This window comes from Cellulosimicrobium sp. So1_17 (assembly GCF_055181235.1).
Genome location: NZ_CM143702.1, coordinates 418,837 through 445,193, shown reverse-complemented (window position 1 = coordinate 445,193; position 26,357 = coordinate 418,837). Strand labels below are relative to the sequence as shown.

22 protein-coding genes are annotated in these 26,357 nt (G+C 73.7%); 7 read left to right on the top strand and 15 right to left on the bottom strand.

Going from position 1 to position 26,357, the window contains the following annotated elements:
- The first annotated feature begins 31 nt into the window (after positions 1 to 31).
- On the top strand, positions 32 to 3,625 hold the full coding sequence (metH, locus tag ACZCLJ_RS01970) for a methionine synthase (protein ID WP_463105287.1): 3,594 nt from the start codon (positions 32 to 34) through the stop codon (positions 3,623 to 3,625).
- Positions 3,626 to 3,656: 31 nt separating this feature from the next.
- On the opposite strand, the gene ACZCLJ_RS01965 is transcribed toward metH, so the two are convergent.
- Genes ACZCLJ_RS01965 through ACZCLJ_RS01955 form a run of 3 tightly spaced genes read right to left on the bottom strand, consistent with a single transcriptional unit; the run spans position 3,657 to position 8,337 of the window.
- Positions 3,657 to 4,661: an NAD-dependent epimerase/dehydratase family protein gene (locus tag ACZCLJ_RS01965; protein ID WP_251151445.1), complete on the bottom strand. Its 1,005-nt coding sequence runs from the start codon at positions 4,659 to 4,661 to the stop codon at positions 3,657 to 3,659.
- Entirely contained in the window at positions 4,658 to 7,318 is a 2,661-nt protein-coding gene (locus tag ACZCLJ_RS01960; protein ID WP_251151446.1) for an alpha/beta fold hydrolase, read from the bottom strand. Before ACZCLJ_RS01960 ends, ACZCLJ_RS01965 begins: the two co-directional genes overlap by 4 nt.
- The gene (locus tag ACZCLJ_RS01955) at positions 7,315 to 8,337 is read right to left on the bottom strand and encodes a 3-oxoacyl-ACP synthase III (protein ID WP_251151447.1); all 1,023 of its coding nucleotides are present in this window, start codon (positions 8,335 to 8,337) and stop codon (positions 7,315 to 7,317) included. The genes ACZCLJ_RS01960 and ACZCLJ_RS01955 overlap by 4 nt, the downstream gene beginning before the upstream one ends.
- A gap of 306 nt (positions 8,338 to 8,643) precedes the next feature.
- Here ACZCLJ_RS01955 and ACZCLJ_RS01950 point away from each other — a divergent pair, with 306 nt between their 5' ends.
- Positions 8,644 to 9,279 carry a dihydrofolate reductase family protein gene (locus tag ACZCLJ_RS01950; RefSeq protein ID WP_251151448.1) on the top strand — a complete coding sequence of 212 codons (636 nt, stop codon included), beginning with the start codon at positions 8,644 to 8,646 and terminating at the stop codon, positions 9,277 to 9,279.
- A gap of 58 nt (positions 9,280 to 9,337) precedes the next feature.
- On the opposite strand, the gene ACZCLJ_RS01945 is transcribed toward ACZCLJ_RS01950, so the two are convergent.
- Positions 9,338 to 9,706, bottom strand: coding sequence for a DUF2200 domain-containing protein (locus ACZCLJ_RS01945; RefSeq protein WP_251151449.1), 369 nt, complete (start codon positions 9,704 to 9,706; stop codon positions 9,338 to 9,340).
- A 210-nt stretch (positions 9,707 to 9,916) separates the two neighbouring features.
- Between ACZCLJ_RS01945 and ACZCLJ_RS01940 the strand changes: the two genes are divergently transcribed.
- A complete protein-coding gene (locus ACZCLJ_RS01940; protein WP_463105286.1) occupies positions 9,917 to 10,354 on the top strand; it encodes a VOC family protein in 438 nt (145 codons plus the stop codon).
- A gap of 7 nt (positions 10,355 to 10,361) precedes the next feature.
- On the opposite strand, the gene ACZCLJ_RS01935 is transcribed toward ACZCLJ_RS01940, so the two are convergent.
- The 4 genes from ACZCLJ_RS01935 to ACZCLJ_RS01920 all read right to left on the bottom strand — a co-directional run bounded on the left by ACZCLJ_RS01935 (position 10,362) and on the right by ACZCLJ_RS01920 (position 14,192).
- Positions 10,362 to 10,886 (bottom strand): O-acetyl-ADP-ribose deacetylase, encoded by a 525-nt coding sequence (locus ACZCLJ_RS01935; RefSeq protein ID WP_463105285.1) that lies wholly within the window; start codon positions 10,884 to 10,886, stop codon positions 10,362 to 10,364.
- A 63-nt stretch (positions 10,887 to 10,949) separates the two neighbouring features.
- Positions 10,950 to 11,534 (bottom strand): DUF6580 family putative transport protein, encoded by a 585-nt coding sequence (locus ACZCLJ_RS01930; protein ID WP_463105284.1) that lies wholly within the window; start codon positions 11,532 to 11,534, stop codon positions 10,950 to 10,952.
- Positions 11,507 to 11,959: a DUF4430 domain-containing protein gene (locus ACZCLJ_RS01925; RefSeq protein ID WP_463105283.1), complete on the bottom strand. Its 453-nt coding sequence runs from the start codon at positions 11,957 to 11,959 to the stop codon at positions 11,507 to 11,509. The genes ACZCLJ_RS01930 and ACZCLJ_RS01925 overlap by 28 nt, the downstream gene beginning before the upstream one ends.
- A gap of 103 nt (positions 11,960 to 12,062) precedes the next feature.
- Positions 12,063 to 14,192, bottom strand: a complete 2,130-nt coding sequence (locus ACZCLJ_RS01920) for a DNA gyrase/topoisomerase IV subunit B (RefSeq protein WP_463105282.1) — start codon at positions 14,190 to 14,192, stop codon at positions 12,063 to 12,065.
- A gap of 153 nt (positions 14,193 to 14,345) precedes the next feature.
- Between ACZCLJ_RS01920 and ACZCLJ_RS01915 the strand changes: the two genes are divergently transcribed.
- Entirely contained in the window at positions 14,346 to 14,567 is a 222-nt protein-coding gene (locus ACZCLJ_RS01915) for a DUF7455 domain-containing protein (RefSeq protein ID WP_251151455.1), read from the top strand.
- Positions 14,568 to 14,763: 196 nt separating this feature from the next.
- Here ACZCLJ_RS01915 and ACZCLJ_RS01910 read toward each other — a convergent pair whose 3' ends face one another.
- The 3 genes from ACZCLJ_RS01910 to ACZCLJ_RS01900 all read right to left on the bottom strand — a co-directional run bounded on the left by ACZCLJ_RS01910 (position 14,764) and on the right by ACZCLJ_RS01900 (position 18,274).
- Complete coding sequence (locus tag ACZCLJ_RS01910; RefSeq protein ID WP_463105281.1) at positions 14,764 to 16,347, bottom strand: RNA polymerase sigma factor; 1,584 nt, start codon at positions 16,345 to 16,347, stop codon at positions 14,764 to 14,766.
- A 306-nt stretch (positions 16,348 to 16,653) separates the two neighbouring features.
- Positions 16,654 to 17,052 (bottom strand): universal stress protein, encoded by a 399-nt coding sequence (locus ACZCLJ_RS01905; RefSeq protein ID WP_463105280.1) that lies wholly within the window; start codon positions 17,050 to 17,052, stop codon positions 16,654 to 16,656.
- Positions 17,053 to 17,146: 94 nt separating this feature from the next.
- Positions 17,147 to 18,274, bottom strand: coding sequence for a DUF4192 domain-containing protein (locus ACZCLJ_RS01900; protein ID WP_463105279.1), 1,128 nt, complete (start codon positions 18,272 to 18,274; stop codon positions 17,147 to 17,149).
- Positions 18,275 to 18,403: 129 nt separating this feature from the next.
- Between ACZCLJ_RS01900 and ACZCLJ_RS01895 the strand changes: the two genes are divergently transcribed.
- Both ACZCLJ_RS01895 and ACZCLJ_RS01890 read left to right on the top strand, forming a co-directional pair.
- Positions 18,404 to 18,988: a hypothetical protein gene (locus ACZCLJ_RS01895; RefSeq protein WP_463105278.1), complete on the top strand. Its 585-nt coding sequence runs from the start codon at positions 18,404 to 18,406 to the stop codon at positions 18,986 to 18,988.
- A gap of 23 nt (positions 18,989 to 19,011) precedes the next feature.
- Entirely contained in the window at positions 19,012 to 20,175 is a 1,164-nt protein-coding gene (locus ACZCLJ_RS01890; protein ID WP_463105277.1) for a polyprenyl synthetase family protein, read from the top strand.
- Positions 20,176 to 20,185: 10 nt separating this feature from the next.
- Here ACZCLJ_RS01890 and ACZCLJ_RS01885 read toward each other — a convergent pair whose 3' ends face one another.
- On the bottom strand, positions 20,186 to 20,629 hold the full coding sequence (locus tag ACZCLJ_RS01885; RefSeq protein WP_463105276.1) for an Rv2175c family DNA-binding protein: 444 nt from the start codon (positions 20,627 to 20,629) through the stop codon (positions 20,186 to 20,188).
- 90 nt (positions 20,630 to 20,719) lie between these two features.
- On the opposite strand from ACZCLJ_RS01885, the gene pknB reads away from it, so the two are divergent.
- A complete protein-coding gene (pknB, locus tag ACZCLJ_RS01880) occupies positions 20,720 to 22,768 on the top strand; it encodes a Stk1 family PASTA domain-containing Ser/Thr kinase (protein ID WP_463105275.1) in 2,049 nt (682 codons plus the stop codon).
- A gap of 45 nt (positions 22,769 to 22,813) precedes the next feature.
- On the opposite strand, the gene ACZCLJ_RS01875 is transcribed toward pknB, so the two are convergent.
- The 3 genes from ACZCLJ_RS01875 to ACZCLJ_RS01865 all read right to left on the bottom strand — a co-directional run bounded on the left by ACZCLJ_RS01875 (position 22,814) and on the right by ACZCLJ_RS01865 (position 26,335).
- Entirely contained in the window at positions 22,814 to 24,163 is a 1,350-nt protein-coding gene (locus tag ACZCLJ_RS01875) for a class II 3-deoxy-7-phosphoheptulonate synthase (RefSeq protein ID WP_463105274.1), read from the bottom strand.
- A gap of 16 nt (positions 24,164 to 24,179) precedes the next feature.
- Positions 24,180 to 25,406, bottom strand: coding sequence for a pyrophosphate--fructose-6-phosphate 1-phosphotransferase (locus tag ACZCLJ_RS01870; protein ID WP_251151463.1), 1,227 nt, complete (start codon positions 25,404 to 25,406; stop codon positions 24,180 to 24,182).
- A 143-nt stretch (positions 25,407 to 25,549) separates the two neighbouring features.
- Positions 25,550 to 26,335, bottom strand: coding sequence for a lysophospholipid acyltransferase family protein (locus tag ACZCLJ_RS01865; protein ID WP_251151464.1), 786 nt, complete (start codon positions 26,333 to 26,335; stop codon positions 25,550 to 25,552).
- Positions 26,336 to 26,357 lie beyond the last annotated feature (22 nt).

Sequence of the window (26,357 nt, the reverse complement as noted above, 5' to 3'; positions counted from 1 at the left end):
GGCCGTCGCCACCGGCGTCTAGGCTTCCCCCATGCCGACTGCAGCCGTCCAGGAGATCGCCGACGCCCGCTCCCAGGCCTTTGCCGAGGCGCTGCGCACACGCGTCGTCGTCGCCGACGGCGCGATGGGCACGATGATCCAGGCGCAGGACCCGAGCCTCGAGGACTACGAGGGGCTCGAGGGCTGCAACGAGATCCTCAACGTGTCGCGACCCGACATCATCGGCTCCGTGCACGACGCGTACCTCGAGGTCGGCGTCGACGCGATCGAGACCAACACGTTCGGCGCGAACTGGTCCAACCTCTCGGACTACGACATCGACCACCGCATCCGCGAGCTCGCGGCCGCGGGTGCGCGCATCGCGCGCGAGCGCGCCGACGCCTTCACGACCCCCGACCACCCGCGCTGGGTGCTCGGCTCGATGGGCCCCGGGACCAAGCTCCCCAGCCTCGGCCACACCACGTACGCGCACCTGCGCGACACGTTCGCGGAGCAGGCCGCGGGGCTGCTGGAGGGTGGCGCGGATGCCATCTTGGTCGAGACGAGCCAGGACCTGCTGCAGACCAAGGCCGCCGTGAACGGGTCGCGGGCCGCAATGCGCGACGTGGGGCGATCGGTCCCGGTCATCGCCCAGGTGACGGTGGAGACCACGGGCACCATGCTCATGGGCTCGGAGATCGGCGCGGCGCTCACCACGCTGCAGGCCCTGAAGGTCGACGCGATCGGGCTCAACTGCGCCACCGGTCCCGCGGAGATGAGCGAGCACCTGCGCCACCTGTCGCGCCACGCGGAGATCCCCGTCACGTGCATGCCCAACGCGGGCCTTCCGGTGCTCGGGCCCGACGGCGCGTCGTACCCGCTGACGCCCGACGAGCTCGCCGCCGCGCACACGCAGTTCGTGCAGGAGTTCGGGCTCGGGCTCGTCGGCGGCTGCTGCGGGACGACGCCCGAGCACCTGCGCCGCGTGGTCGAGGCCGTGCGGGCGCGACCGGTGGCCGAGCGGCACCCGCAGCGCGAGAACGGCGTCGCGAGCCTGTACTCGCACACGGACCTGCACCAGGACGCGTCGTTCCTCGCGATCGGCGAGCGGACGAACGCGAACGGCTCCAAGGCGTTCCGCGAGGCGATGCTCGCGGAGAACTGGGAGGAGTGCGTCGAGATCGCGCGCGCGCAGACGCGTGACGGCGCCCACCTGCTCGACGTGTGCATCGACTACGTGGGCCGTGACGGCGTCGCGGACGTGCGCGAGGTGGTCTCGCGCCTCGCGAGCGCGTCGACGCTGCCGCTCGTCGTCGACTCGACCGAGCCGGAGGTCATCGCGGCCGGACTCGAGCTCGTCGGCGGGCGCGCCGTCGTGAACTCGGTGAACTTCGAGGACGGCGACGGCCCGACGTCGCGGTTCGCGCGGGTCATGCCGCACGTCGTGGAGCACGGCGCGGCGGTCGTCGCGCTGACGATCGACGAGGAGGGCCAGGCGCGGACCACCGAGACGAAGGTCGCGATCGCGACGCGCCTCGTGGAGACGCTCACGCGCGACTGGGGCCTGCGCGTCGACGACATCATCGTCGACGCCCTGACGTTCCCCATCGCGACCGGGCAGGAGGAGACACGACGCGACGCGATCGAGACGATCGAGGCGATCCGGGAGATCACGCGCCGCTTCCCCGGCATCCACACGACGCTCGGGGTGTCGAACGTGTCGTTCGGGCTCAACCCGGCCGCGCGCACCGTGCTCAACTCGGTGTTCCTCCACGAGGCCGTCGAGGCGGGCCTGGACTCCGCGATCGTGCACGCGGCGAAGATCCTCCCGCTCGCGCAGATCCCTGACGAGCAGCGCGAGGCCGCACTCGACCTCGTGTGGGACCGGCGCCGGTACGACGACGAGGGCAACCTCGTGCACGACCCGCTGGCCGTGCTGCTCGACCTCTTCGAGGGCGTGGACTCGGCCGCGCTCAAGGACCAGCGTGCGGCCGAGCTCGCCGCGCTGCCCGTCGGCGAGCGCCTCGAGCGGCGCATCGTCGACGGCGCGCGCAAGGGCCTCGAGGACGACCTCGACACCGCCCTGGCCGACGGCATGAAGGCGCTCGAGATCGTCAACGACCACCTGCTCGAGGGCATGAAGGTCGTCGGCGACCTGTTCGGGCGCGGCGAGATGCAGCTCCCGTTCGTGCTGCAGTCGGCCGAGGTGATGAAGACGGCCGTCGCGCACCTCGAGCCGCACATGGAGCGCGTCGAGGGCGACACGGGGAGCAAGGGCACGATCGTGCTCGCGACCGTGCGCGGCGACGTGCACGACATCGGCAAGAACCTCGTCGACATCATCCTCACGAACAACGGCTACACGGTCGTCAACATCGGCATCAAGCAGCCGATCTCGGCGATGATCGAGGCGGCCGAGCAGCACGACGCCGACGTCATCGGCATGTCGGGGCTCCTCGTGAAGTCGACGGTCGTCATGAAGGAGAACCTCGCGGAGCTCGCGTCGCGCGGGCTCGCGGAGCGGTGGCCGGTGCTGCTCGGCGGCGCGGCACTCACGCGGACGTACGTCGAGGACGACCTCGCGGGCCAGTTCCCCGGCGTCGTGCGGTACGCGCGCGACGCGTTCGAGGGGCTGCGGCTCATGGAGCCGCTCGTGCGCGTCGCGCGCGGCGAGTCGCCCGACACCGTGGGCCTGCCCGCGCTGAAGAAGCGCCGGCACGCCGTGGTCACCGTGACCGAGACCGCGCCCGAGGACCTGCCCGCGCGGTCCGACGTCGCGGCGGACAACCCGGTCCCGACCCCTCCCTTCTGGGGCACGCGCCTGGTCAAGGGCGTGCGCCTCGCGGACTACGCGGCGTTCCTCGACGAGCGCGCGACGTTCATGGGCCAGTGGGGCCTCAAGCCCGGTCGTGGGGACGACGGCGCGTCGTACGAGGAGCTCGTCGAGACCGAGGGCCGGCCGCGGCTCAACGCGTGGCTCGACCGGATCCGCACCGAGGGCATGGTCGACCCGGCGGTCGTCTACGGGTACTTCCCCGTGTGGTCGGAGGGCGACGACGTCGTCGTGGCGCACCACGGCGCCGGGCTCGCGGGGATCGGCGCGCCGGACGGCGGGTCAGGCGGCGAGCCGGGGACCGAGCGCCTGCGCTTCACGTTCCCCCGGCAGCGGCGCGACCGGCACCTGTGCCTCGCCGACTTCGTCAAGCCGCGGTCGTGGGTCGAGGAGACCGGCCGGTACGACGTGCTGCCCGTGCAGCTCGTGACGATGGGCGCGTCGGTCGACCAGCACACCGCCACGCTCTTCGCCGGCAACCACTACCGCGAGTACATGGAGCTGCACGGGCTGTCGGTGCAGCTCACCGAGGCGCTCGCCGAGATGTGGCACGCGCGGGTGCGGTCGGAGCTGGGCTTCGCCGACGAGGACCCGAGCGCGGTCGAGGACATGTTCAAGCTCGAGTACCGCGGCGCGCGCTTCTCGCTCGGGTACCCCGCGTGCCCGGACATGGAGGACCGCACGAAGGTCGTCGAGCTTCTGCGCCCCGAGCGCGTCGGCGTCGAGCTGTCGGCGGAGCTCCAGCTCCACCCCGAGCAGTCCACCGACGCTTTCGTCCTGCACCACCCCGAGGCCAAGTACTACTCCGTGTGAGCAACCGGGCGACGGGCACCACGGACCGGCGTCAGGAGGTCGTGCCGCCGTAGTGCGCGGCCAGGCGCCGCAGCCCTTCGTCGACGCCCACGGCGGGGCGCCAGCGCAGGTCGCGGCGCGTGGCGCGCTGGTCGAACCAGTGCGCGGTCGACAGCTGCTCGGCGAGGAAGCGCGTCATCGGCGGCTCGTCGGTGCCCGGGCGCACGCGCCAGACGGCCTCGACGAGGCTGCCCGCGGCCCGCGCGACCCCGGCCGGCACGCGCCACCGCGGTGGCTCGACGCCACCCGCGCGGCAGATGCCCGCGAGCAGGTCGGCGACGGTGCGCGGCTCGCCGTTGGTCAGCACGTATGCGCGCCCGTGCACGTCGTGGGCGCGGTCGAGCGCCGCGAGGATGCCGTCCGCGGCGTTGTCCACGTAGAGCGTGTCGATGAGCGCCGCGCCGTGACCCAGCAGCGGCAGGCGCCCGCCCGCCGCCCGCTCGAGCACCCGCTCGACCAGCTGGGTGTCGCCCGGCCCCCACACGATGTGCGGGCGCACGGCGACGACGCTCGGCCCGGTCCCGCCCGACCCGTCCGGCTGCCGACGGCGGTCGCGGCCCAGGGCGAGCACCTCGGCCGCCGCCTTGGTGCGCGCGTACTCGCCACGCGCGTGCCGGGGGTCGGCCGGCGTCGTGCCCGCCCCGACCAGGGACGAGCCCAGGTGGGCCACGGACGGCGAGGACACCTGCACGAACCGCTCGACCCCGGCGCGCTCGGCCGCGTCGAGGAGCGCGCGGGTGCCCTCGACGTTCACGGCGTGGAACTCCGCGGGATCGCCTGCGAGCGACACCTTGGCCGCGAGGTGCACGACCGCGTCGGCGCCCTCGACGGCGCGCGCGACTGCCGCCGGGTCGGTCACGGACCCCTGGACGTCCTGGACGCCCGGCACACCGGAGGAGCGGCGCTGGAGCGTACGGACCTCGTCGCCGCGGGCCACGAGCGCGCGGGCGACGGCGCCTCCGAGAAGCCCCGACGCCCCGGTCACGAGCACGGTCACGGGCGCCCCACCCGCCCGCCGGCGAGGACGCGGTCCGCCCAGGCGGCGAGGCGCGTCCGGTCGATCTTGGAGTTGTGCCGCACGTCGGTGGGCATGCGCGGCACCACGAGCACGGCCGCGAGCGGCACGGGCGACACGGCGCGCACGGCGGCGGTCAGCGCCCCGGGCGCCAGCCCGGGGCGCCGGGCGCCGGGCACGGTCTCGACCACGGCGACCGCCTGCTGCAGGCCCGCGGGCCCGACGCCGACGACGGCGGCCCGCCGCACCTGCGCCACCCGCTCGACGTGCTGCTCCGGCCCCACGGGCGCCAGCGGGCCGTCGGAGGTGCGGAGCACGTGCCCGAGCCGCCCCTCGATCCACAGGCGGCCCTGCGCGTCGAGGTGTCCGACGTCGCCCGTGCGGTGCCAGCGCCCGCGCGGGGTGTCGCGCTCGGCGGCCAGGTCGGTGAGCCACAGCCGGTCGTAGCGCTCCTTGAGGTGCCCGGCCCGCACGAGGACCTCGCCGAGCACGCCGGGTGCCGCCGACGGCGCGCCGGTCGCGGCGCCGTCGTCGTCGAGCGCGCTGACGAGCACCTCCGCCCCGGGCAAGGGGAGGCCGACGCACACGCCCGCGTCGGGGGCCGCGGCAGCGTCACGGATGCCGTCGAGCGTGACGTCCGTGACCAGCAGGCACTCCGTCATCCCGTACGGGGTGTGCGCGGTGGCCGCGGGCATGAGCCCGGCGGCCGAGCCGAGCAGCTCGGCCGAGATCGGCGCGCCCGTGGAGAGGAACGTGCGCACGCGCACGAGGGCGGCGCGGTCGGCGGTGTCGAGCGCGTCGGCGGTCGCGACCACGTTGAGGATCGCGGCGGGCGAGAGGAACACGATGCGCGCGTCCGACGCGCGCACGGCGTCGGCGACGGCCCGGGCGGTGAGCGTGCGCGGCGAGGAGACGTCCATGCGCGGCGTCACCGACCGGGTGCCGAGCGCCGGCCCGAGCAGCGCGAACGGGGCGAAGCCCGTGACGAGCCCGGTGTCCGGGCCGACGTCGAAGTGCTCGGCGAGCGTGTCCCGCAACGCGGAGAGGCGGGCGTGCGAGTACACGACGCCCTTGGCCGGGCCCGTGGACCCGGACGTGAACAGCACGGCGGCCTCGTCGTCGGGGCGGGGCTCGGACGGCAGCGCGATGCCCTCCCCGGCGCGCGCGACGTCGACGAGCTCGTGCGCCACGCCCAGCGCCCGCCGGACCGCGGGCGCGAGCGGGTCGGCCGAGATCCGCACGCCGGGCCAGCCGAGCGCGCGCGCCGCGGCCAGACCCTTGGTCTGCGCGACGACGAACCGCGGCCACGCCCCGCGCTGGGCGCGCGTGAGCCCGCGGACGCCCAGACCGGCGTCGGCGACCACCACGACCGCCCCGATCCGCAAGCACGCGTAGACCAGCGCGGTCAGCGTGGGCCCCGGTTCCACCAGCAGCGACACCCGGTCGCCCTGGCGCACCCCGATCGCGTGCAGCCCCGCGGCCACCCGCTGCACCTGCCGGTGCAGCGCCCGCCAGCTCACGGCCCGGGCGGACCCGCCGGCATCGGTCACCGCCATGTCCAGCACCGCGGGCGCGTCGTCCCCCGCCCTCGCGTCCAGCCCCGCCCACAGCGGCACGAACGGCGAGGCTGCTCCCCCGTCGGCGCCGGTGGTCCCGGCAGCGGCCTCGGACAGCACCTCGCCCCCGAGCCACCCGAGAACAGCAGGCGTCCAGTCCGCGTCCTCGGCGACGAGATGGCCGGCGTCCGCGAACCGGTGCACGTGCGCGTGCGGCAGCCGGCGCACGAGGTCGTCGAGGTAGCGGTCGGAGAACACCGGGTCGTGCGGTCCCCACAGCAGCACGGCGGGCACGCGGAGCCTCGCGACGCCGGCGGCGACGCGGTCGAGCTCGGGCGCGCTGGGGTGCGCGGCGTCCACGGGGATGTCGGCGACGAAGCCCTCGATCCCGTCGCGGTCGTGCGCGGCGCGGTAGGGCAGCCGGTAGGCGCCCGCGACGTCGGCAGGCAGGGGCGGGCGCGCCAGGGCGAGCGTCGTGTCGAGGAAGGCGGTCGTCGTGCGGGTGCCGAGCCGGTGCACGGGCCCGGCGAGCGCGAGGCGCAGCGGCGCGGGCAGCGCCGCGCCGTCGGGCTGGTGCACGGCCGTGTTGAGCAGCGCGACGCCGGCGAGGAGGTCGGGGTGGTCGACGGCCCAGCCGAGGGAGACGACGCCGCCCCAGTCGTGGCCGAGGGTGACGACGGGCCCGGCGAGGCCGAGGGCGTCCGTGAAGGCACCCAGGTCGGCGACGCGCCGGGCGAGCGGGCGGTGCTCGCCGGTGCGGGCGGAGAACCCCATCTCGAGCTGGTCGACGGCGACGACGCGCCACGCTGCACCGCCGCCCCGGGCGGCGGCGACGGAGCCGGTCACGAGCCGCCGCCACAGGTAGGACCACGTGGGGTTGCCGTGCACGGCGAGCACCGTGCCGACGGGCGCGAGACCGCTCCGCTCGAGCTCGGGGCCCGTGTCGAGGTAGTGCCAGGTCGCGCCCCGGGCGTCGCGCAGCACGTGGCTGTACCGCGGGTCCAGGCCGGGCAGCCCGGGCGGGACGGTGCGAGCGGGGCGGAGAAGGGGGTCGGCCGCGGGCGTGGAGGCGGGCCCTGTCACCAGGCCAGCTCCAGCATCGCCGTGTTGATGCCGGAGCCCACGCCCATGAGCAGCACGCGGTCGCCGGCGCTGAGCGTGCCCTGCTCCTCGGCGAGCGTGATCGGCACGGACGCCGGCCCCACGTTGCCGAGCCGCTCGTAGGTGGTGGGCACGCGGGAGCGGTCCAGGCCCACCGCCTCGACGATCGCGTCGGTGTGCACGCGCGAGACCTGGTGCGTGATGTACCGGTCCATGGAGGACCAGTCCCAGTCGGCGACGGCGTCCTTCCAGGCGTCCACGACGAGCTCGAGGCCGCCCTCGAGCAGCGCCTGGGCATCGGTGAACATGCCGTCGGTGCTGCCCACGCACAGGTCGTGGAACCGGGTGGCCGCGCGGGTGACGCCGCCGCGCACGCGGTGGGCACGCGGGTGCTCGTCCGCGCGGCCCAGCACGGCGGCGGCCGAGCCGGATCCGAGCGTGAGCGAGGCGAACTCCTGCATGAAGTCGTCGCGGTCGCGGTCCTCGCGCAGCAGCCGCTCGATCGTGCGGTCGTGGATGACGTCCGCGTCCTCGCCGTCCACGACGACCGCGTAGCGGATCTGCCCGGACTCGATCATGCCCGCGGCGAGGCTCATGCCGTTGATGAAGCCGAGGCACGCGTTGGCGACGTCGAAGTTGGTGGCGGACGACGGCAGGTCGAGCCCGTGGTGCAGCCGCACCGCGACCGACGGCTCGAGATGCTTGCGCGTGACCGACGTGTTGATCAGGAGCCCGACGTCGCTCGGGTCCACCCCGGCGGCGCGGAGCGCCTCCTGCCCCGCGGCGACCGTCGCGTCGTCGACGTCCTCCTCGGCGGTCCAGGTGCGCCGCTCGCGCACGCCTGCCACGCGTTGCAGCAGCGTGGACGGCAGACGCAGCCGCCGCAGCGCGGGGGCGAGACGCTCCTGCACCTCGGCGGACGTCCGCACGCCGGCGGGAAGCCGGCTGGTGACGGACAGCAGCGCGACGTTGGTGAACCTGGCGGTGGCGTTACCTGACACACGAGCTCCAGACGGCCGGACGCACGAGCGCCCGGCTCAGCGACGAGACGACCGGGGGGCGCCTGACCGCCGGTGCGGCAGCGCGACCGCGCCGGGCGGGGGCCGACGGCTGGTGCCGTCCACTCCCGCGTCCCCGAGCGTAGGACGCTCGGCGGTTTCCCGCCGTTCCAACCGGGCGCTGTGGGATGCGCCACGTCGGCACGGCGGCTCGCAGAGGGGCGTGGCCCGCTCCTCGTGATCGATGACTTCCCCGGCGCCGCGCGGTCTACCCCGGGGACCGAGACGGCGAGCGACCTGGAGACGACCATGGGACTCATCGAGATCGAGCTGTTCACGACCCTCGACCTCGTCGGGCAGGCGCCCGGCGGGCCGGAGGAGGACCCCGAGAACGCGTTCCCCTTCGGCGGCTGGCAGGCGCCGCTGCTCGACGACGTCGCCGGTGCGCAGATCGACGCCGCGTACGAGGGCACGGACGCGCTGCTGCTCGGCCGGCGGACGTACGACATCTTCGCGTCCTACTGGCCGCACCAGGAGGACGGCCCGGACGGCGGCTTCGCGACGCTCTTCAACCGCATCCCCAAGTACGTCGCCTCGCGCGGAACGCCCGACCTGCCCTGGGCCGGGTCGACGCAGCTCGGACCCGACCTGGCGACGGCGGTGCGCGAGGTCCGCGACCGGCACGAGCACGTCAAGGTCGTCGGCAGCCTGAACCTGGTGCAGTCCCTCCTGCGCGAGAAGCTGTTCGACCGCCTCGACCTGTGGGTGCACCCGATCGTCCTCGGCGTCGGGAAGACCGTGTTCGACGGCGGAGCCGTCCCCACGAACCTCACGCTCCTCGAGCCCGCGGCGTCCAGCCCGACGGGCACGGTGCTCATGCGGTACGGGCTCGCCGACGGGACGCCCGGGACGGGCGACATGAGCAAGCCCGGCCGCGGCGTCTGAGCCGTCGAGCGGACCGCCGGGAACGGGACCGACGGTCCCGACCGCCGCACGGCCTGCCCTACGGTGCCGGGGCCGGCTCGCCTCGGAGGATCGACGTCATCTTCTTGCCGCGCGCGACCTCGTCGACGAGCTTGTCCATCCAGCGGATCTTCTGCATGAGCGGGTCCTCGATGTCCTCGACGCGGTAGCCGCAGATCACGCCGGTGATGAGCGGCGCGTTCGGGTTCATCGCGGGTGCCTGCTCGAAGAACGTCTCGAGGTCGATCTCGTCGGCGATCACCTTCTGCAGGCCCGCCTCGTCGTAGCCCGTGAGCCACGTGATGACCTGGTCCAGCTCGTCCCTGGACCTTCCCTTGCGTTCCACCTTGGTCACGTAGAGCGGGTAGATACTGGCAAAGCTCATCGCGAAGATGCGCGGGTGCGCCATCGGTGTTCCTCCGTGCTCGTGCGTGGGGCTGCGCGGTGCCGTGCCGCCCGCGCGGCCGCCCTCGTGACAGTCTCGCACCCTCGACGTCGCGCATGGTCGACCTCGACCGGTTCGTCCAGGACCGGATCGACCACGGACCGTTCGGTGCTCGTCCTGGGACCTGAGAGCCGGCCGGTCGCCGCGCGGCCGTACGGATCCTAGGCTCGCAGGATGACGATCCAGAGGTTGGACAACGTCGCCGTCGTCGTCGACGACCTCGACGCGGCGGTCGAGTTCTTCACCGAGCTCGGGATGGAGCTCGAGGGCAGGATGCCGATCGAGGACCGGCGCGCGGAGCGCGTCGTCGGGCTCGACGGGATGCGCTCCGAGATCGCGATGATGCGCGTGCCCGACGGCGCCGGTCGCCTCGAGCTCACCACCTACCACTCACCGGTGCTGGTGGACCGGGGTCTGCGCGACGCACCGCCGAACACGCTCGGCCTGCACCGCGTGATGTTCGCCGTCGACGACATCGACGGCACGGTGCAGCGACTGCGCGGCCACGGTGCCGAGCTGCTCGGCGAGATCGTGCGGTACGACGCGTACCTGCTCTGCTACCTGCGCGGGCCGAGCGGCATCATCGTCGGGCTCGCCGAGCAGGTCGGGTGAGCTCTCCTCACCGCCCGGCGAGCGCCGTCCGGAAGGCGTCGAGCAGGGTGTCGCTGAACAGCACGAACCGCACCTCCTCCACGCTGCCCTGATCCTGCGGCCGCCAGCCCCGCACGGCGTCGACCGCGACGGTCGCGACGACGTCCGGGTCCCACCCGTAGACCCCGGCGCTCACGGCAGGGAACGCCACGGATCGCGCGCCCAGGTCCGCGGCGACGTCGAGCGAGCGCGTGAAGCACGACGCGAGCAGCGCGGGGTCGGTCTGGCCGCGGTGCCGGTTCGGCCCGACCGTGTGGACGACCCACCGCGCGGGCAGGTCGAACGCGTCGGTGGCGACGGCGTCACCCACGGGCAGGCCGTCGCGGTGGGTGGTCTTGCGCAGTCGCCGGCACCCCTCGAGGAGGCGCGGCCCGGCGGCCGCGTGGATCGCGCCGTCGACCCCTCCCCCGCCCAGGAGGTTCGAGTTCGCCGCGTTGACGACGACGTCCGTCGCCACGCGGGTGATGTCACCGCGCTCCGCAGAGATCTGCATGCCGTCGACCCTACTGGCGGTCGATCCGTCCTCCGCGCCGTCGGGTCGTGTCTCGCGCGGCGGTCAGGCCGGGCGCGCGACGGCGGCGGCCAGACCGTGCGACGTCTCCAGCCGGTCGACGAGCAACGTGCCGGCCGCGACGAGCGGGACGAGCACGAGGTTGCCCAGCAGCATCGTGCGCAGGAAGGGCAGGCCCGCGACGTAGCTCGCGACGAGCCCGTCGACGCCCGCCGGGTACCACGTGCCTCGACCCTGGAGCCACACACCGAAGTTCGTCCAGAGGAAGAACCAGAGCGAGCCGGCGACGCCGAACGCCGCACCGGCGCCGATACGCCGCCATCCCGTCGTGTTGCGCGCGAGCAGCGACCCGAGGCCCACGACGAGCCACGCGCTCCACGTGAACAGCGCGATGGACGTGTTGCCGAGCACGACGTCGGAGACGACCGTCACGGCCAGCGGCACGACGAAGGCCCACCGCGAGCGCAGCAGGATCGTCGCGGCGAACGTGGCAGCGGTGACGAGCTCGAGGTTCGGCGGCGCGCCGAGGTCGGCCCGGACGAGGCGCCACACGACGGCGAGCGCCGCGAGCGCGACGACGAGCGCCGGGCGCCACCAGCGCGTCAGGAGGTGAACGTCTCGAGCTTCCACGTGATCTCGTCACCGTCCTTCGTCTCGAGGGTCCCCGCCCCCACCGTAGCCATCTCACCGTTGACGTAGAGAGCCCAGAACTCGCTGTCCGGGTCGGCCGTGATGCCGTCGATCGCGGTGACGAACGCGTTCTCGCCCTCTCCGGTCACCTGCGCGGACGGGTCCGCCTCGAGGAGCAGGTCGAGCGCCATGCTGCCCTCCTCGCCCTCGTACGAGAGCTCGGGTGCTTCCTCGGACGACTCCTCGGCCGGGTCGCTCGACTCCTCGGTCGCGCTGCTCTCGGTCGCGGTCGGCGTGGTGGTCTCGGCCGCGTCACCGGAGTCGTCCGCCGACGAGCAGCCGGCGAGGAGGCCTGCGGCGAGCAGGAGGGAGGTGAGGGCGGTCAGCGAGCGCGCGGGCGTCTCGCGAAGGTTCCGGAGGGTCACCCGCACAGCCTACGCAGCATCGACCCGGTCATACCCGGCCGCCCGACTGGCGGACGGGTGTCGGTCCCGCGAGCGACGGAGGCGTTCCGCGGTGTGCACGGCGTCATACGTCGATGCGGGCCCGGTCGAGCTCGGCCGCGCCGGCGACGATGAAGTCCTTGCGCGGCGCGACGTCGCTGCCCATGAGCAGCTCGAACACGCGCTCCGCAGCCTCCGCGTGCTCGGCCGTGACGCGGCGCAGGGTGCGGTGGCGCGGGTCCATCGTCGTCTCGGCGAGCTGGTCGGCGTCCATCTCCCCCAGGCCCTTGTACCGCTGGATGTCGTCCTTGTAGCGGCGTCCGGCCTTGTCGAGCTTCTTGAGCGTCGCCGTGAGCTCCGCCTCGGAGTACGTGTAGATGTACTCGTTCTTGCGACGCCCCGAGCCGATGACCTCGATCCGGTGCAGCGGGGGCACCGCGGCGAACACGCGGCCCGCCTCGACCATGGGCTTCATGTACCGGTAGAAGAGCGTGAGGAGCAGGGTGCGGATGTGGGCGCCGTCGACGTCGGCGTCCGTCATGAGCACGATCTTCCCGTAGCGTGCCGCCTCGAGGTCGAACGACCGGCCCGATCCCGCACCGATGACCTGGATGATCGCGGTGCACTCGGCGTTGCGGAGCATGTCGCTCACGGACGCCTTCTGCACGTTGAGGATCTTGCCGCGGATCGGCAGGAGCGCCTGGAAGTCCGAGCTGCGGGCGAGGCGCGCCGTGCCGAGCGCGCTGTCGCCCTCGACGATGAACAGCTCGCTGCGCCCGACGTCGTCGCTGCGGCAGTCGACCAGCTTGGCCGGCAGCGACGAGGTCTCGAGCGCGTTCTTGCGCCGCGAGATCTCCTTCTGCTTGCGCGCGGTGATGCGCGCGCGCATCTCCGCGACGACCTTGTCGAGCAGCAGCGCAGCCTGCGTCTTCTCGTCGCGCTTGGTCGACGTGAGCAGGGCGGTGAGCTCCTTCTCGACGACGCGGGTGACGATCGCGCGCACCGGCGCGGTGCCGAGGACCTCCTTCGTCTGGCCCTCGAACTGCGGCTCGGCGAGGCGCACGGTGACGACCGCGGTGAGGCCGGCGAGGACGTCGTCCTTCTCGATGCGTTCCGACGCGTCCCGCGTCGAGACCTTGAGGCGGCGCGCGTTCGTCTCGACGGCCTTGCGCAGTACCTTGAGCAGACCGGCCTCGAACCCGCCGAGGTGGGAACCGCCCTTGGGCGTGGCGATGATGTTGACGAAGCTGCGCACCTCGGTCTCGTACCCCGTGCCCCAGCGCAGGGCGACGTCGACCTCGCACTCGCGCGTGACCGCCTGCGGCGACATGTGCCCGCGGTCATCGAGGACCGGGACGGTCTCGGTGAACGTGCCGCTGCCGGTGAGGTGCCACGTCGCGGTGACGGGCGAGTCGGGCGCGAGGAACTCGACGAAGTCCACCGAGCCGCCGTGGTGGACGAACGTCTCCTCGTGCGGCCCGTCCTGGGCGGGCGTGCCGGGCAGGCCGCGCTCGTCGCGGACCGTCACCTCGAGACCCGGCACGAGGAACGTCGTCTGGCGCACGCGCGTGACGAGCTCGTCGTAGGAGAACACGGCGTTCTTCGGGAAGACCTGGCGGTCCGCCCAGTAGCGGACGCGCGTGCCCGTGACGCCCCGGCGGGTCTTGCCGACCACGGCGAGCTCGGACCGGCTCACGAACGGCTCGAACGGCGCGTCCGGCGTGGGTCCCGCCTTCGGGTCCGCGAAGGTCCCCGGCTCGCCGCGGTGGAACGTCATGCGGTGCGTCTTGCCGCCACGGTCGACCTCGACGTCGAGACGGGCCGACAGGGCGTTGACGACGGACGCGCCGACGCCGTGGAGACCGCCGGACGCGGTGTACGAGCCGCCGCCGAACTTGCCGCCGGCGTGGAGCTTGGTGAAGACGACCTCGACGCCCGACAGCCCGGTCTTCGGCTCGATGTCGACGGGGATGCCGCGCCCGTCGTCCTCGACGGTGACCGACGTGTCGGCGTGCAGGACGATGCGGATCTTCGTGCAGTTGCCCGCGAGCGCCTCGTCGACGGAGTTGTCGATGATCTCCCACAGGCAGTGCATGAGGCCGCGGGAGTCGGTCGAGCCGATGTACATGCCCGGCCGCTTGCGCACGGCCTCGAGGCCCTCGAGCACGGACAGGTGCCGAGCGGTGTAGCTGGACTCAGCGGAGGTGGTCGTCACGGCGGACAGCGTAGTCGAGGCGTCCCACGCTCCGGGGCTGCCATGCCGTTCGACCGCCGTGCCGCCGTATTCCCGTCGGGCGAGGGCTACGCGGGTAGCGAACCAGGGCGCCGGGAGCACGGTCGGGTGGGCAGAAGATGGTTTCATGGTCGTGTGACTGCTACGACGACCACCACCGAACCCCTGACCGCGGCCGACCGCTGCGACCGTTGCGGGGCCCAGGCGTACGTCCGCGTGGTCCTGCCGAGCGGCGAGCTGCTGTTCTGCGGCCACCACGCGCGGGCGCACGCCGAGGCCTACTCGGGCGTCGCGACCCAGATCCAGGACGAGACGGACCGCCTGCACGCCGAGCACGGCGCCGGCGCGATGCGCTGAGTCCACCCCTACCCCTGCGACGCCCCTTCCGGTGACCACCCACCGGGAGGGGCGTCGTCGTACCCGGACCGGCGACGTGCGGTAGACGTGGGGTACGGGCGACGTCCGTCGGACGTCGGCGGAGGTCGGGGAGACGACGAAGGGCCCGGGAGGACGACCGTCCTCCCGGGCCCTTCGTGCCGCGTGGCGCGACCCGTCAGTCGAGGTAGTCGCGCAGGACCTGCGACCGGCTCGGGTGGCGCAGCTTCGACATCGTCTTGGACTCGATCTGACGGATGCGCTCGCGCGTCACGCCGTAGACCTTGCCGATCTCGTCGAGCGTCTTGGGCTGCCCGTCGGACAGGCCGAAACGCATCGACACGACGCCGGCCTCGCGCTCCGAGAGCGTGTCGAGCACCTGGTGCAGCTGCTCCTGCAGGAGCGTGAAGCTCACCGCGTCCGCCGGGACGATGGCCTCGGAGTCCTCGATGAGGTCGCCGAACTCGGAGTCGCCGTCCTCGCCGAGGGGGGTGTGCAGCGAGATGGGCTCGCGGCCGTACTTCTGGACCTCGACGACCTTCTCCGGGGTCATGTCGAGCTCCTTGGCGAGCTCCTCGGGCGTGGGCTCACGGCCCAGGTCCTGCAGCATCTGCCGCTGCACGCGGGCGAGCTTGTTGATGACCTCGACCATGTGCACCGGGATGCGGATGGTGCGCGCCTGGTCCGCCATCGCACGCGTGATCGCCTGGCGGATCCACCACGTCGCGTACGTCGAGAACTTGTAGCCCTTGGTGTAGTCGAACTTCTCGACCGCACGGATCAGACCGAGGTTGCCCTCCTGGATCAGGTCCAGGAACAGCATCCCGCGGCCCGTGTACCGCTTGGCCAGGGACACGACCAGGCGCAGGTTCGCCTCGAGCAGGTGGTTCTTGGCGCGCTTGCCGTCGTGCGCGATCCACTGCAGCTCGCGCTTGAGCTTGCGCTCGATGTCGTCACCGTCGGCCGCGAGCTTCTCCTCCGCGAACAGGCCGGCCTCGATGCGCTTGGCGAGCTCGACCTCCTGCTCGGCGTTCAGCAGCGCGACCTTGCCGATCTGCTTGAGGTAGTCCTTCACCGGGTCGGCGGTCGCACCCGCGGTGACGACCTGCTGCACGGGGGCGTCGTCCTCGTCCGCGTCGGACACGACGAAGCCACGCGCCTCCTCGGCGCCCTCGGTGGAGGCTGCGCCGGTCTTCGCGCCGGCGGTCGCCGCCGCGTCGCCTTCCACGGCATCGTCCGTCACGTCGATCTCGAGGTCCTCGACGTCGACCGCGTCGTCCGTGCCGGCATCCTTCGCGGCGCCCGCCTTGGCCGCGGCCGTCGACTTCGTGGCGGTGGACCGCGGCGCACGCGTCGTCTTGGCGCCGGCGCTCTTCGTCGCGGCCGTCTTCGTCGTGCGTGCCGGCGTGGCCGACGGCGCAGCGTCGGTCTCGTCGGCCGACGCGTCCGTCGCGGCCTTCGTGGTGCGCGACGTCGGGGCCTTCGCCGTGGCCTTCGGGGCGCGGGCCGTCGTCGTGCTGCGCGGGCTCGCCGCGGCCGCGACCGCGGTCGCGGTCGGGATCTCGACCTCGACGCCTGCACCCGCGAGCGCGCGGAACACCGCCTTCAGCCGCTTGGCGTCGTTGACTGCCGCCTGCTCGCACGCGGTGCGAAAGCTCTCGGCGTCGACGCGACCGTTGGCACTCCCACGGCGCAGGAGCTCCTGCAGTGCGGGGTGCTCGAACTCGCGCGGGAGTGCGGGGATCTGTGTGGAGGGCGCCACAAACCGACCTTTCGGCATCACTTGGGGGGCGGTAGGGCCACCAGAGCGGGGGACATGGACCGTGATCAGGGTGCTGACTCGGGAACTCTCACGGGCTCACACTGACTCTCACGGCGAGTCGTCGGGCTCGGGTGGACATCTCTATTGTACCGGCGATCCGCGCGCGGAGCGTCGCGACACGTGGCTGCACGCGCTCGTCGTCGGCGGCTTCTCGTGCTCAGTGCTGTGTCGCAGGGCGCTTGCGCGCCGGGGCCTTGTGGGGTCCAACGACCGCGGCGCCCCGAAGATTCCCGACCCGCGAGGGGCTCAACGGGCCGGGGCACGCTCCGGCTTGACCGCGAGCACCGGGCACGGCGCGTCGAGGAGGATGCGCTGCGCGTTGGAGCCGAGGATGAGCTTGCCGACCGGGCTGCGTCGTCGCAGCCCGATGACGATCAGGTCCGCGGACGTCCGTTCCGCGACCGCCACGAGGTCCTCCGCGAGGTCGGCCTTGCCGGTCTCGACGCGCAGCGTCGCGCCCGCGCCCTGGAGGCGCTCCTCGACCCGACGCAGGTCGTCTCCCCGCACCGTCCCGGCCTCCGGGGACACCACGGACTCGCCGACCACGACGACGAGCTCCGTCCCGCGGCGGACCGCCTCCGTCGCGGCGGTGTCGAGCGCCTCACGGCCCTCGGGTGTGCTCAGGTGGGCGACGACGACGGTCATGTGTCCTCCGCGGGGCGGCTCGTCGGAACGGGCGGTGGCGGCGCCACCGTGCCGACCGTACCCGAAGCCGGCCGTGCCCGGACGACCGGCGCCCTCACCCCTGGGCGCGGACCCACCCCGGCGGCACACCGGCGTCGAGGGCGCTCGAGAGCAGGAGCGCGAGACGGTACGACCCGTCCTGGGCCAGTGCCTCGCGCACGCGCTCGGACGCTCGACCGCCGTCGCCGTGCCACCAGGCGATCAGGGCGAGCAGGGTCAGCGCCGGGGCCGCGCGCCGCCGGGCGGCATGAGCCACGACGGCCTCGAGCACGACGCGCGCAGGCTCGGTCTCCCCCGGGACCGGGGCGACCGCGACGGCCGGGTCGACGATCCTCCCGATCGCCTCGCCCGTCCCTGCGTCGACGTCGCCCCCGCCGCGCACCGTCCGCTCCGGCAGGTCGCCGACGCCCGGGACGAGCGACAGGAGCACGGCGTCCCGGACGGGGACGGCGTCGAGGGCCGCCTCGACACGGCCGAGCAGGGCGGGCGGCAGGTCAGGGGACCTCCCGGTCCGTGCACCCGCGGCGAGCGCCACCGCGCGCCGCCAGGCGACGAGCCCCTCCTGTCTCCGGTCGACCGCGTCCGACGTCGACCGCTCGGACGACCTCTCCCTCGCACGGCGCGACGCCCGTGCGGCGCTCCGACGGGCGTCCGGGGCCGCCGGCTGGATCCGGAACGCGTCCTCGCGCGAGTCGGCGACGCTCGCGCCCGACAGCACCATGTGAGCGCCGACCTCGCTCGACTCGAGCTCGCTCGGAGGACGCCCGCCGGCCGGGCAGCAGGCCGGGTCGTCGCAGTCGAGGCAGCCCCAGCCCGTCGTCGTGACGACCCACACGTCGGTCGGTCCGAACCTGGCCTCGACCGTCTCGCGGCAGTGCTCGACGGCGGCCCGTTCACGGGCGGCCTCCGGGCCGCCGGCGCGCAGCGGAGCCTCGGTGTACACGACGACGACGGCTCGGGACGCGCCGTCGGCGGCGAGGTGCGCGAGCACAGTGCGCGCGACCTGCGGTCCGTGCTCGAGGTCCGCGACGTCGGCGATGTCGACGCGCGCGACGAGGCCGACGCGGCCGCGCGGGCCGCGCAGCCCCACGAGCACGACGCTCTCGTGCGGCCGGTAGCCGAGGCGGTAGGGGACGTAGGCGAGCAGCTCGCGCGGGCCGCGGGCCCGGATCAGGGTCGACATGGGAACATCCCACCCGTCCGGGACCGCCGAGCGAGGGCACGCCGAAGGGCTGTGGACGCGCCGGGAGGTTGTGGGCGACCGTCCTCCCAGCTGCTGGCCCGTTCACGCCGCGATGACTACGGTGTGCGCGTGCCCCTTCGACCGCCTCGCGCCTCCGACGTCCGCGCGGTCCCGGCCCTCGTCCTCGCCGCCCTTCTCGTCGTCGGGCTCGCCGCGTGCGGCCCGGCGGGCAGCGGCGACGAGCCCGACGCCGAGGCCACCGGGCGCGGACAGCCCGCGGACGACCCTGCAGAGGCGGACCCCTCCGGCGACGCACCCGCCGCGGCGCCGGGCACCCCGCTGCCCGAGTACGACGTCGCCTCGGCAGTCGGCGACCTCGTCCAGGGGTTTCCCGCCGAGCTCGTGCCCGTGGCCCCCGGCTCGCAGGTCCTCGCGAGCTCGGCCCGCCCGTCCGACGACGGGTCCCTCACCGTGATCACGCTCAACCTGCGCTCGGAGGACACCGTCGACGCGCTCACCGCCTACTACGCGGAGACGCTGGGGGCCGCCGGCTTCACGGTCTCGCCCTCGGGCGTGCCGAGCGCTCTCACGTCGCTCACCACGTTCGTGCGCGCCCCGGCGGCGGACGCACCCGCGGAGTCGGTGGCGGTGGGGATCTTCGACGACGAGGCCGAGCGCCTCGTGACGATCAGCGGGCAGGTGGTCGGCGGCTGACCGCCGTCGCATAGGCTGCCCCCGTGCCGAACGGGACCCCCAGCGCCTCCGCCCCTCACGCCGGTCCGTCCGAGGACGAGCTGGCCACCCCGGCGAGCCTCGTCGACCGCGAGGGCGTGCGCGCCGGCGTCGACGCGGCGCTGAGCAGGGCGTGCGCCGGGCTCGCCGACGAGCTCGCCACGACGCATCCCGACGCCGCACCGCTCGTGCGCGCCACCGAGGAGCTCCTCGCGGGCGGCAAGCGGCTCCGGGCGGCGTTCTGCTACTGGTCATGGCGCGCGCACGGGGGCGACCCCGAGGACCCGCGGCGCGACGTCGTGCTGCGCGCCGGCGCGGCGCTCGAGCTGTTCCAGGCCGCGGCGCTCTTCCACGACGACGTCATGGACGCGTCCGACACGCGACGCGGCCGGCCGACCGCGCACCGGGCGTTCGCCGCGCACCACCGGGCGTCCGGATGGCACGGGGACGGGGACCGGTACGGCGAGAGCACGGCGATCCTGCTCGGCGACCTGGCGCTCATCGGCAGCCACCGCGAGCTGGGCGACGCGCTGGCGACCCTCCCGGGCGACGTCGCCGCGCGCAGCCGCGGCGTGTTCGGGCGCATGCAGACCGAAGTGACGGTCGGCCAGTACCTGGACATCCACGCGCAGGTCCTGCCCTGGGGCGAGGACCCGGCCGCGGACGAGGAGCGCGCCCGCGCCGTCGTCCGGTCGAAGTCGGCGCGCTACTCCGTCGAGCACCCGATCGCGCTCGGGGCCGCGCTCGCGGGCGCCGACGACGCCCAGGTCGCGGCGACCAGCGCGTTCGGGCTGCCCGTCGGCGAGGCGTTCCAGCTCCGCGACGACGTGCTCGGCGTGTTCGGCGACGCCCGGGTGACGGGCAAGCCCGCCGGGGACGACCTGCGCGAGGGCAAGCGGACCGTCCTCGTGATCCGCGCCCTCGCCGCGGCCTCGCCCGCGCAGCGCGACCTGCTGCTCGGTCGCCTCGGGGACCCCGAGCTCGACGCCGAGTCGGTCGGGCGCCTGCGGGACGTCCTCGTCGCCACCGGGGCCCTGGCATCCGTCGAGGCGCTCATCGACGAGCTCACCCACCAGGCGTTCGCGGCGCTCGGCGCCGTCGACCTCCGTGAACCGGGGGCGGAGATGCTCGCCGCGCTGTCGCGCGCCGCCGTCGAGCGCTCGGCCTGACGACGGACGCTCAGGCCAGCGACTGGGCGATGCGTCGCACGTGCGACTTGCGCCCCGCGGCGAGCGCGTCGATCGGCGACTCCCCCAGCTCCGCGTCGGGGCGGAACAGCCAGCCGATGATCTCGTCGTCGCGGAACCCGGCGTCGGTCAGGACCGCGATCGTGCCCTGCAGGCTCATGAGGACCCCGAGCCGCCCGTCTCCGGACGGCTGCCTGGCGTTCGCGGGCTCGATGAGGTGCAGCGGGACCAGGAAGCGGGCGGGCACCTGGAACGTGGCACGCTCGCCGCGACGCATGCCGACGACGCGGCGGTCCTGGAGGATGCGTCGTGCCTTGCCGACGTCCGTCCCGAGGGCCTCGGCGAGGTCAGGCAGGGTGAGCCACTCCCCCACGAGGGCGTCGATCTCGGCGGAGGGATCGGTGGAGGGGTCGGCGGTCGCGTCGTGATCGGTCACGGGGCAAGCCTACGGCGCCTGCGCACGACGCCCACGACCCGACCGCCCAGGCTCACCGGAACGGGGCCGGTCGCCACCTAGACTGCCACCGTGGCCACCGTGACGACCGATCCCCTCGTAGGCCGCCTGGTCGACGGGCGCTACGAGGTCGTGTCGCGCATCGCCCGCGGCGGCATGGCCACGGTGTACCTCGCGGTCGACCGCCGGCTCGACCGCGACGTCGCGCTCAAGGTCATGCACCCGCACCTCGCCGAGGGCGCGACAGGCGCCGACTTCGTCTCACGCTTCCGCCGCGAGGCGCGCGCCGCCGCCCGGCTCACGCACCCCGGTCTCGTCGCGGTCTACGACCAGGGTCTCGACGGGGACACGAGCTACCTGACCATGGAGTACGTCGCGGGGACCAACCTCCGCCGCGTGATGCTCACCGAGGGAACCCTCACCCTGGGCCGCGCGCTGGACGTGCTCGGCGAGATCCTGGACGCTCTCGCCACCGCGCACCGCGCGGGCCTCGTCCACCGCGACATCAAGCCGGAGAACGTCCTGCTCGACGCGGAGGGCCGTCTCAAGGTGACGGACTTCGGGCTCGCGCGCGCCGTCAACGAGGTCACCTCCACGACGACGGGCACGATCCTCGGCACGATCGCGTACCTCTCCCCCGAGCTCATCGCGACCGGCGCGTGCGACGCCCGGACGGACGTGTACGCCGTCGGGATCCTCGCGTACGAGATGATCCTCGGCACGGTGCCCTACGTCGGGTCCACACCCATCCAGGTCGCGTTCCAGCACGTCAACAACGACGTCCCGCCGCCGTCGGACACCGCCCCCTGGCTCCCGCCGGAGCTGGACGACCTCCTGTGCGCGCTCGCCGCGCGCGACCCGGCGGACCGGCCCGCCGACGCCGGCGCGGCGCTCGCCCTCGTCCGTTCCGTCCGCGCGGCGCTCGACCCCGCAGACCTGGGACGGCGCGTGGACCCGCCCGTCGCGTCCGACGGCGCGGTCCCGGCCCCGGCGCCCGCGACCGGGCCCGTCCCCCTCGGCGCCCCCGACGAGGCCGACGACGCCGGGCACGCCCCCACCGCGTCGCTCGCCACGCTCAGCCTCCACGACCGCGAGGCCGCGGGCCTCACGGAACCGCTCGCCGTCGGGCACCTCATGGTCCCGACGACGCAGCCCGGCCCGCCGAACCCGCCGCGGTCGGGCGGTCCGAGACGCGGGCGGGCCGCTCGAGCCCTCGTCTGGACGCTCGTCGTCCTCCTCGTCGTCGCCCTCGGTGGCGGCGGGGCGGCCTGGTGGTTCACGTCCGGGCCCGGCGCGTACACGACCGTCCCGGACGGTCTCACCGGGGTCTCCCAGGCGGAGGCGAGCGCCGTCCTCGACGACGCAGGTCTCGGCGCGACCGTCGACGAGCGCTACGACGACACGGTGCCCGCGGGCGCGATCGTCTCGACCGACCCGCCGTCGGGCGACGCGGTGCGCAAGGACGGCAGCGTCCAGCTCGTGGTGTCCCAGGGTGTGCGGATGCTCACGGTGCCGACCGGACTGGTCGGCTCGACGCAGGTCGAGGCCTCGGCGGCCGTGGAGGGCGCCGACCTGACCCTCGGCGAGCCGGTGTCGCAGCACCACGACGAGGTCCCGGCCGGTCAGGTCATGGCCGTCACCGACCCCGACGGCGCGGCGATCGAGGAGGGAGCCACGATCCGGCACGACGTCCCCGTCGTCCTCACCGTCTCCGCCGGACCGGCGCCGGTCGTCGTCCCGCAGGTCACCGGGTCCGAGAGGGACACCGCGGTGCGCACCCTGGAGGACGCAGGTCTCGTCGTCGACGTCACCGAGGAGTACTCGGAGTCGGTGGCCGCCGGTCTCGTCGTCCGGCAGTCACCGGAACAGGGCACCGACGCCGTCCGCACCGACACGGTGTCGATCGTCGTCTCGCTCGGCCCGCCGCTCGTCGAGGTGCCGAACACCAACACCCGCAACGTCGCCGACGCCGAGAAGCTCCTGACGGACGCCGGCTTCGAGGTCGAGATCCGCTACCCGCAGGGCATCCACCCGCTCAACATCGTCTACGCCCAGGACCCGCCGGGCGGCGACGGCAGGACGGCCCCGAAGGGCTCGACGATCGTCCTCAACGTCTTCTGAGGCCGTCGCTCGAGGCGCCCCGCGACCGGGGAGCCGAGACGGCCCTCAGCGCCGCAGCATCTCCGCGACCTGGAACGCCATCTCGAGCGACTGCTGGTGGTTGAGCCGCGGGTCGACGAGCGTCTCGTACCGCAGGGCCAGACCGGCGTCGTCGATCTCCTCGGACCCGCCGAGCACCTCGGTGACGTCGTCGCCGGTGAGCTCGACGTGCAGTCCGCCGGGGACCGTCCCCGCGGCGCGGTGCACCTCGAAGAAGCCGCGCACCTCGTCGAGCACGTCGTCGAACCGGCGCGTCTTGTAACCGCTCGCGGACGTGATGGTGTTGCCGTGCATCGGGTCGGTCACCCAGGTGACGGGGACCTCCTCGCGGGCGACGGCCTCGACGAGCGGGGGCAGCGCCTCCCGGACCCGGCCCGCTCCCATGCGCGCGATGAACGTCAGCCGTCCGGGGACGCGACCCGGGTTGAGCTTCTCGGCGAGCGCGAGCGCGTCGTCGGGCGAGGTCGTGGGGCCGAGCTTCACGCCGATCGGGTTGGCCACGCGCGACAGGAACTCGACGTGCGCGCCGTCGAGCTGGCGCGTGCGCTCCCCGATCCACAGGAAGTGCGCCGACGTGTCGTACGCGTCGCCCGTCCGCGCGTCGAACCGCGTGAGCGCGCGCTCGTAGTCGAGGACGAGGGCCTCGTGGCTGACGAAGAACTCGACCGTGCGCAGCGCGTCGAAGTCCGCGCCGCACGCGTCCATGAAGCGGATCGCGCGGTCGATCTCCGACGCCGTCTGCTCGTAGCGCGCGTACGCGGGGTTGCGCATGAAGCCGCGGTTCCACTCGTGGACCTGGCGCAGGTCCGCGAAGCCGCCCGAGGTGAACGCCCGCACGACGTTCCACGTCGCGCTCGAGATCTGGTAGGCCTCGACGAGACGCTCGGGGTCGGGGACGCGCGAGGCCTCGGTGAACGCGTGGCCGTTGATCATGTCGCCGCGGTACGCGGGGAGCGTGACGCCGTCGCGCGTCTCGCTGTCGGAGCTGCGCGGCTTGGCGTACTGCCCGGCCATGCGCCCCATCTTCACGACGGGCGTGCTCGCGCCGTGCGTGAGGATGACGGCCATCTGGAGGATGGTCCGGATCTTGTTGCGGATGCGGTCGGCGTTCGCCTCGGCGAACGTCTCGGCGCAGTCGCCGCCCTGCAGGAGGAACGCCTCGCCCCGGCTCGCCGCGGCGAGCCGGGAGCGCAGGGTGTCCGCGGCGGCGGGCACCACGAGCGGCGCGGAGGCCGACAGGCGCCCGCGCACGTCGGCGAGCGCCGCCTCGTCCGGCCAGGTCGGCTGCTGGAGCGCGACGAGGGAACGGAAGTGGTCGAGGTCGGTGCCGACCTCCGGCTCGCTCGTGGTGGTCATCGTGGTGCCGCCGGCGTCAGTGCGCGGCCGGGGCGGCCGCGACGAGCGGCTGACCGATGCCGTCGAGGAGCTCGCCGAACCACGCCTGCGTGACGTCGAACGCCTTGCCGCCCGCGATGCGGGGGAACTCGATCGCGCGCAGGCGGTCGCCCTGCTCCTCGTCGTGGCCGATGACGCCGGACTCGCCGCGCAGCGCGCACTCGACCGCGAGGTCGGTCATCGACTTGATGAGGCGCAGGTCCTCGGCGTTCGCGGCCGCGGCGCGCGAGAAGTAGCCGGACTTCTGGACCATGACCTTCTCGGCGCCCAGCTTCTCGGCGAACTGCTTCGCGAACCACTGCCCCGGGTTGACCGTGTCGAGCTTGACGTGGCCGAACGGGTCGCGCTCGACGGTCTCCCCCGCAGCCTCGAGCTGCGCGACGATCTCGTGCATGCCCGCGCCCTCGGACAGGAAGATGTTGACGTTGCCCTGAGAGTCCATGATGCCCTTGAGGCGCTCCGCCTCGGCATCGATGTCGAGCGCGAGCTCGGGCAGGAAGACCGCGTGCACGTCCCAGCGCTCACGCGTCAGGCCGAGCGCCGGGGCCCACTCCTGCGCGTCGAGCCACTTGCGGTACTCGGCCGCCGACGCCGCGGTGAGCCACCCGCAGTGCCGGCCCATGACCTCGTGCACGATGAGCATGCGCGGGCCCGAGCGGTGCTCGCCGATGACGTTCGCGGCGAAGCCGGCGGCCTCCTCGGCCGCGGTCCACGCGCCGAGCGACTGACGGATCGGGATCACGTCGTTGTCGATCGTCTTGGGCAGGCCCACGACCGTGAGCTCGTACCCGTTGTCGTGCAGGTAGGCCGCGAGGTCGGCCGCGGTCGTGTTCGTGTCGTCGCCGCCGATGGTGTGGAGCACGTCCACGCCGTCCGTCTTGAGCTGCTCGGCCGCGACCTGCAGGGGGTCCTCGCCCTCCTGGACGAGCCCGCGCTTGACGCAGTCCTTCGCGTTCGTCAGCTTGACGCGCGAGTTGCCGATCGGCGAGCCGCCGAAGCGGTGCAGGAGGCCGGCCTGCTTGCGGCCCTCGTCGTCCACGACGATCTTCGTGCCCGTGAGCAGGCCGTGGTAGCCGTACTGGTAGGCGATGATCTCGATCTCCGGGTCGAGCTCCGTGTACCGCTCGATGAGCCCGCCGACGGCGGAGGACAGGCACGGGGCGAAGCCGCCCGCGGTGAGGAGGGCGACGCGACGAACCGACATGTGAACTCAGAACCTCTCGTGGGACGGGATCCGTGGGACGGGATCTGCGGGCGCCCGGTCCGTCGTGCTCGTGCGGCCGACGGCGGAGGTGGGCGCCCTGAGGGCCGGCGACGGACCGGTGGTCACGGTCCCGTCCGCCCGGCTCAGTCTACTGATGCGGGGCCGGGATCCGACGGCGGTTCCGGCACCTGGACGTCGGGGACGGGACGCCCTCCGGGGGCGCCCCCGCCGTGCTCGACCTCCTGGTGACCGGCGGCGATCCGGGCCTTGGCGGTCGCGGCGTAGATGTCGACGTACTCCTGCCCGGACAGGCGCATGATCGCGTACATGATCTCGTCGGCCACGGAGCGCAGGATGAAGCGGTCGTTCTCCATGCCGCGGTAGCGCGAGAAGTCGAGCGGCTCGCCGACCACGATGCCGATGCGCATGGGCTTCGGGATGACCTTGCCGATGGGCTGGGCGATGTTCGTCCCGATCATCGCGACGGGGACCACGGGCGCGCCGGACTCGAGCGCGAGGCGCGCGACGCCGGTCTTGCCGCGGTACAGCCTGCCGTCGGGGCTGCGCGTGCCCTCCGGGTAGATGCCGAAGAGGTCGCCGTCGCGCAGGACGCGCAGACCGGTGTTGAGCGCTGCCTCGCTCGCCTTGCCTCCCGCGCGGTCGACCGGGATGGTGCCGACACCGCGCATGAAGCCCGCCGTCAGGCGACCCTTGACCCCGGTCCCCGTGAAGTAGTCGGACTTCCCGAGGAACTGCACCTTGCGGCCCAGGACCAGCGGGAGGATGAACGAGTCGATGACGGCGAGGTGGTTGCTCGCGAGGATCGCCCCGCCGGAGTCCGGCACGTTCTCCACGCCCCGCGTCCAGGGACGGTAGAGCACCCGGAGCAGCGGCCCGACCATCACCTGCTTCATGAACCAGTAGAACAACGTTCCTCCTCGCGGGGTCCCG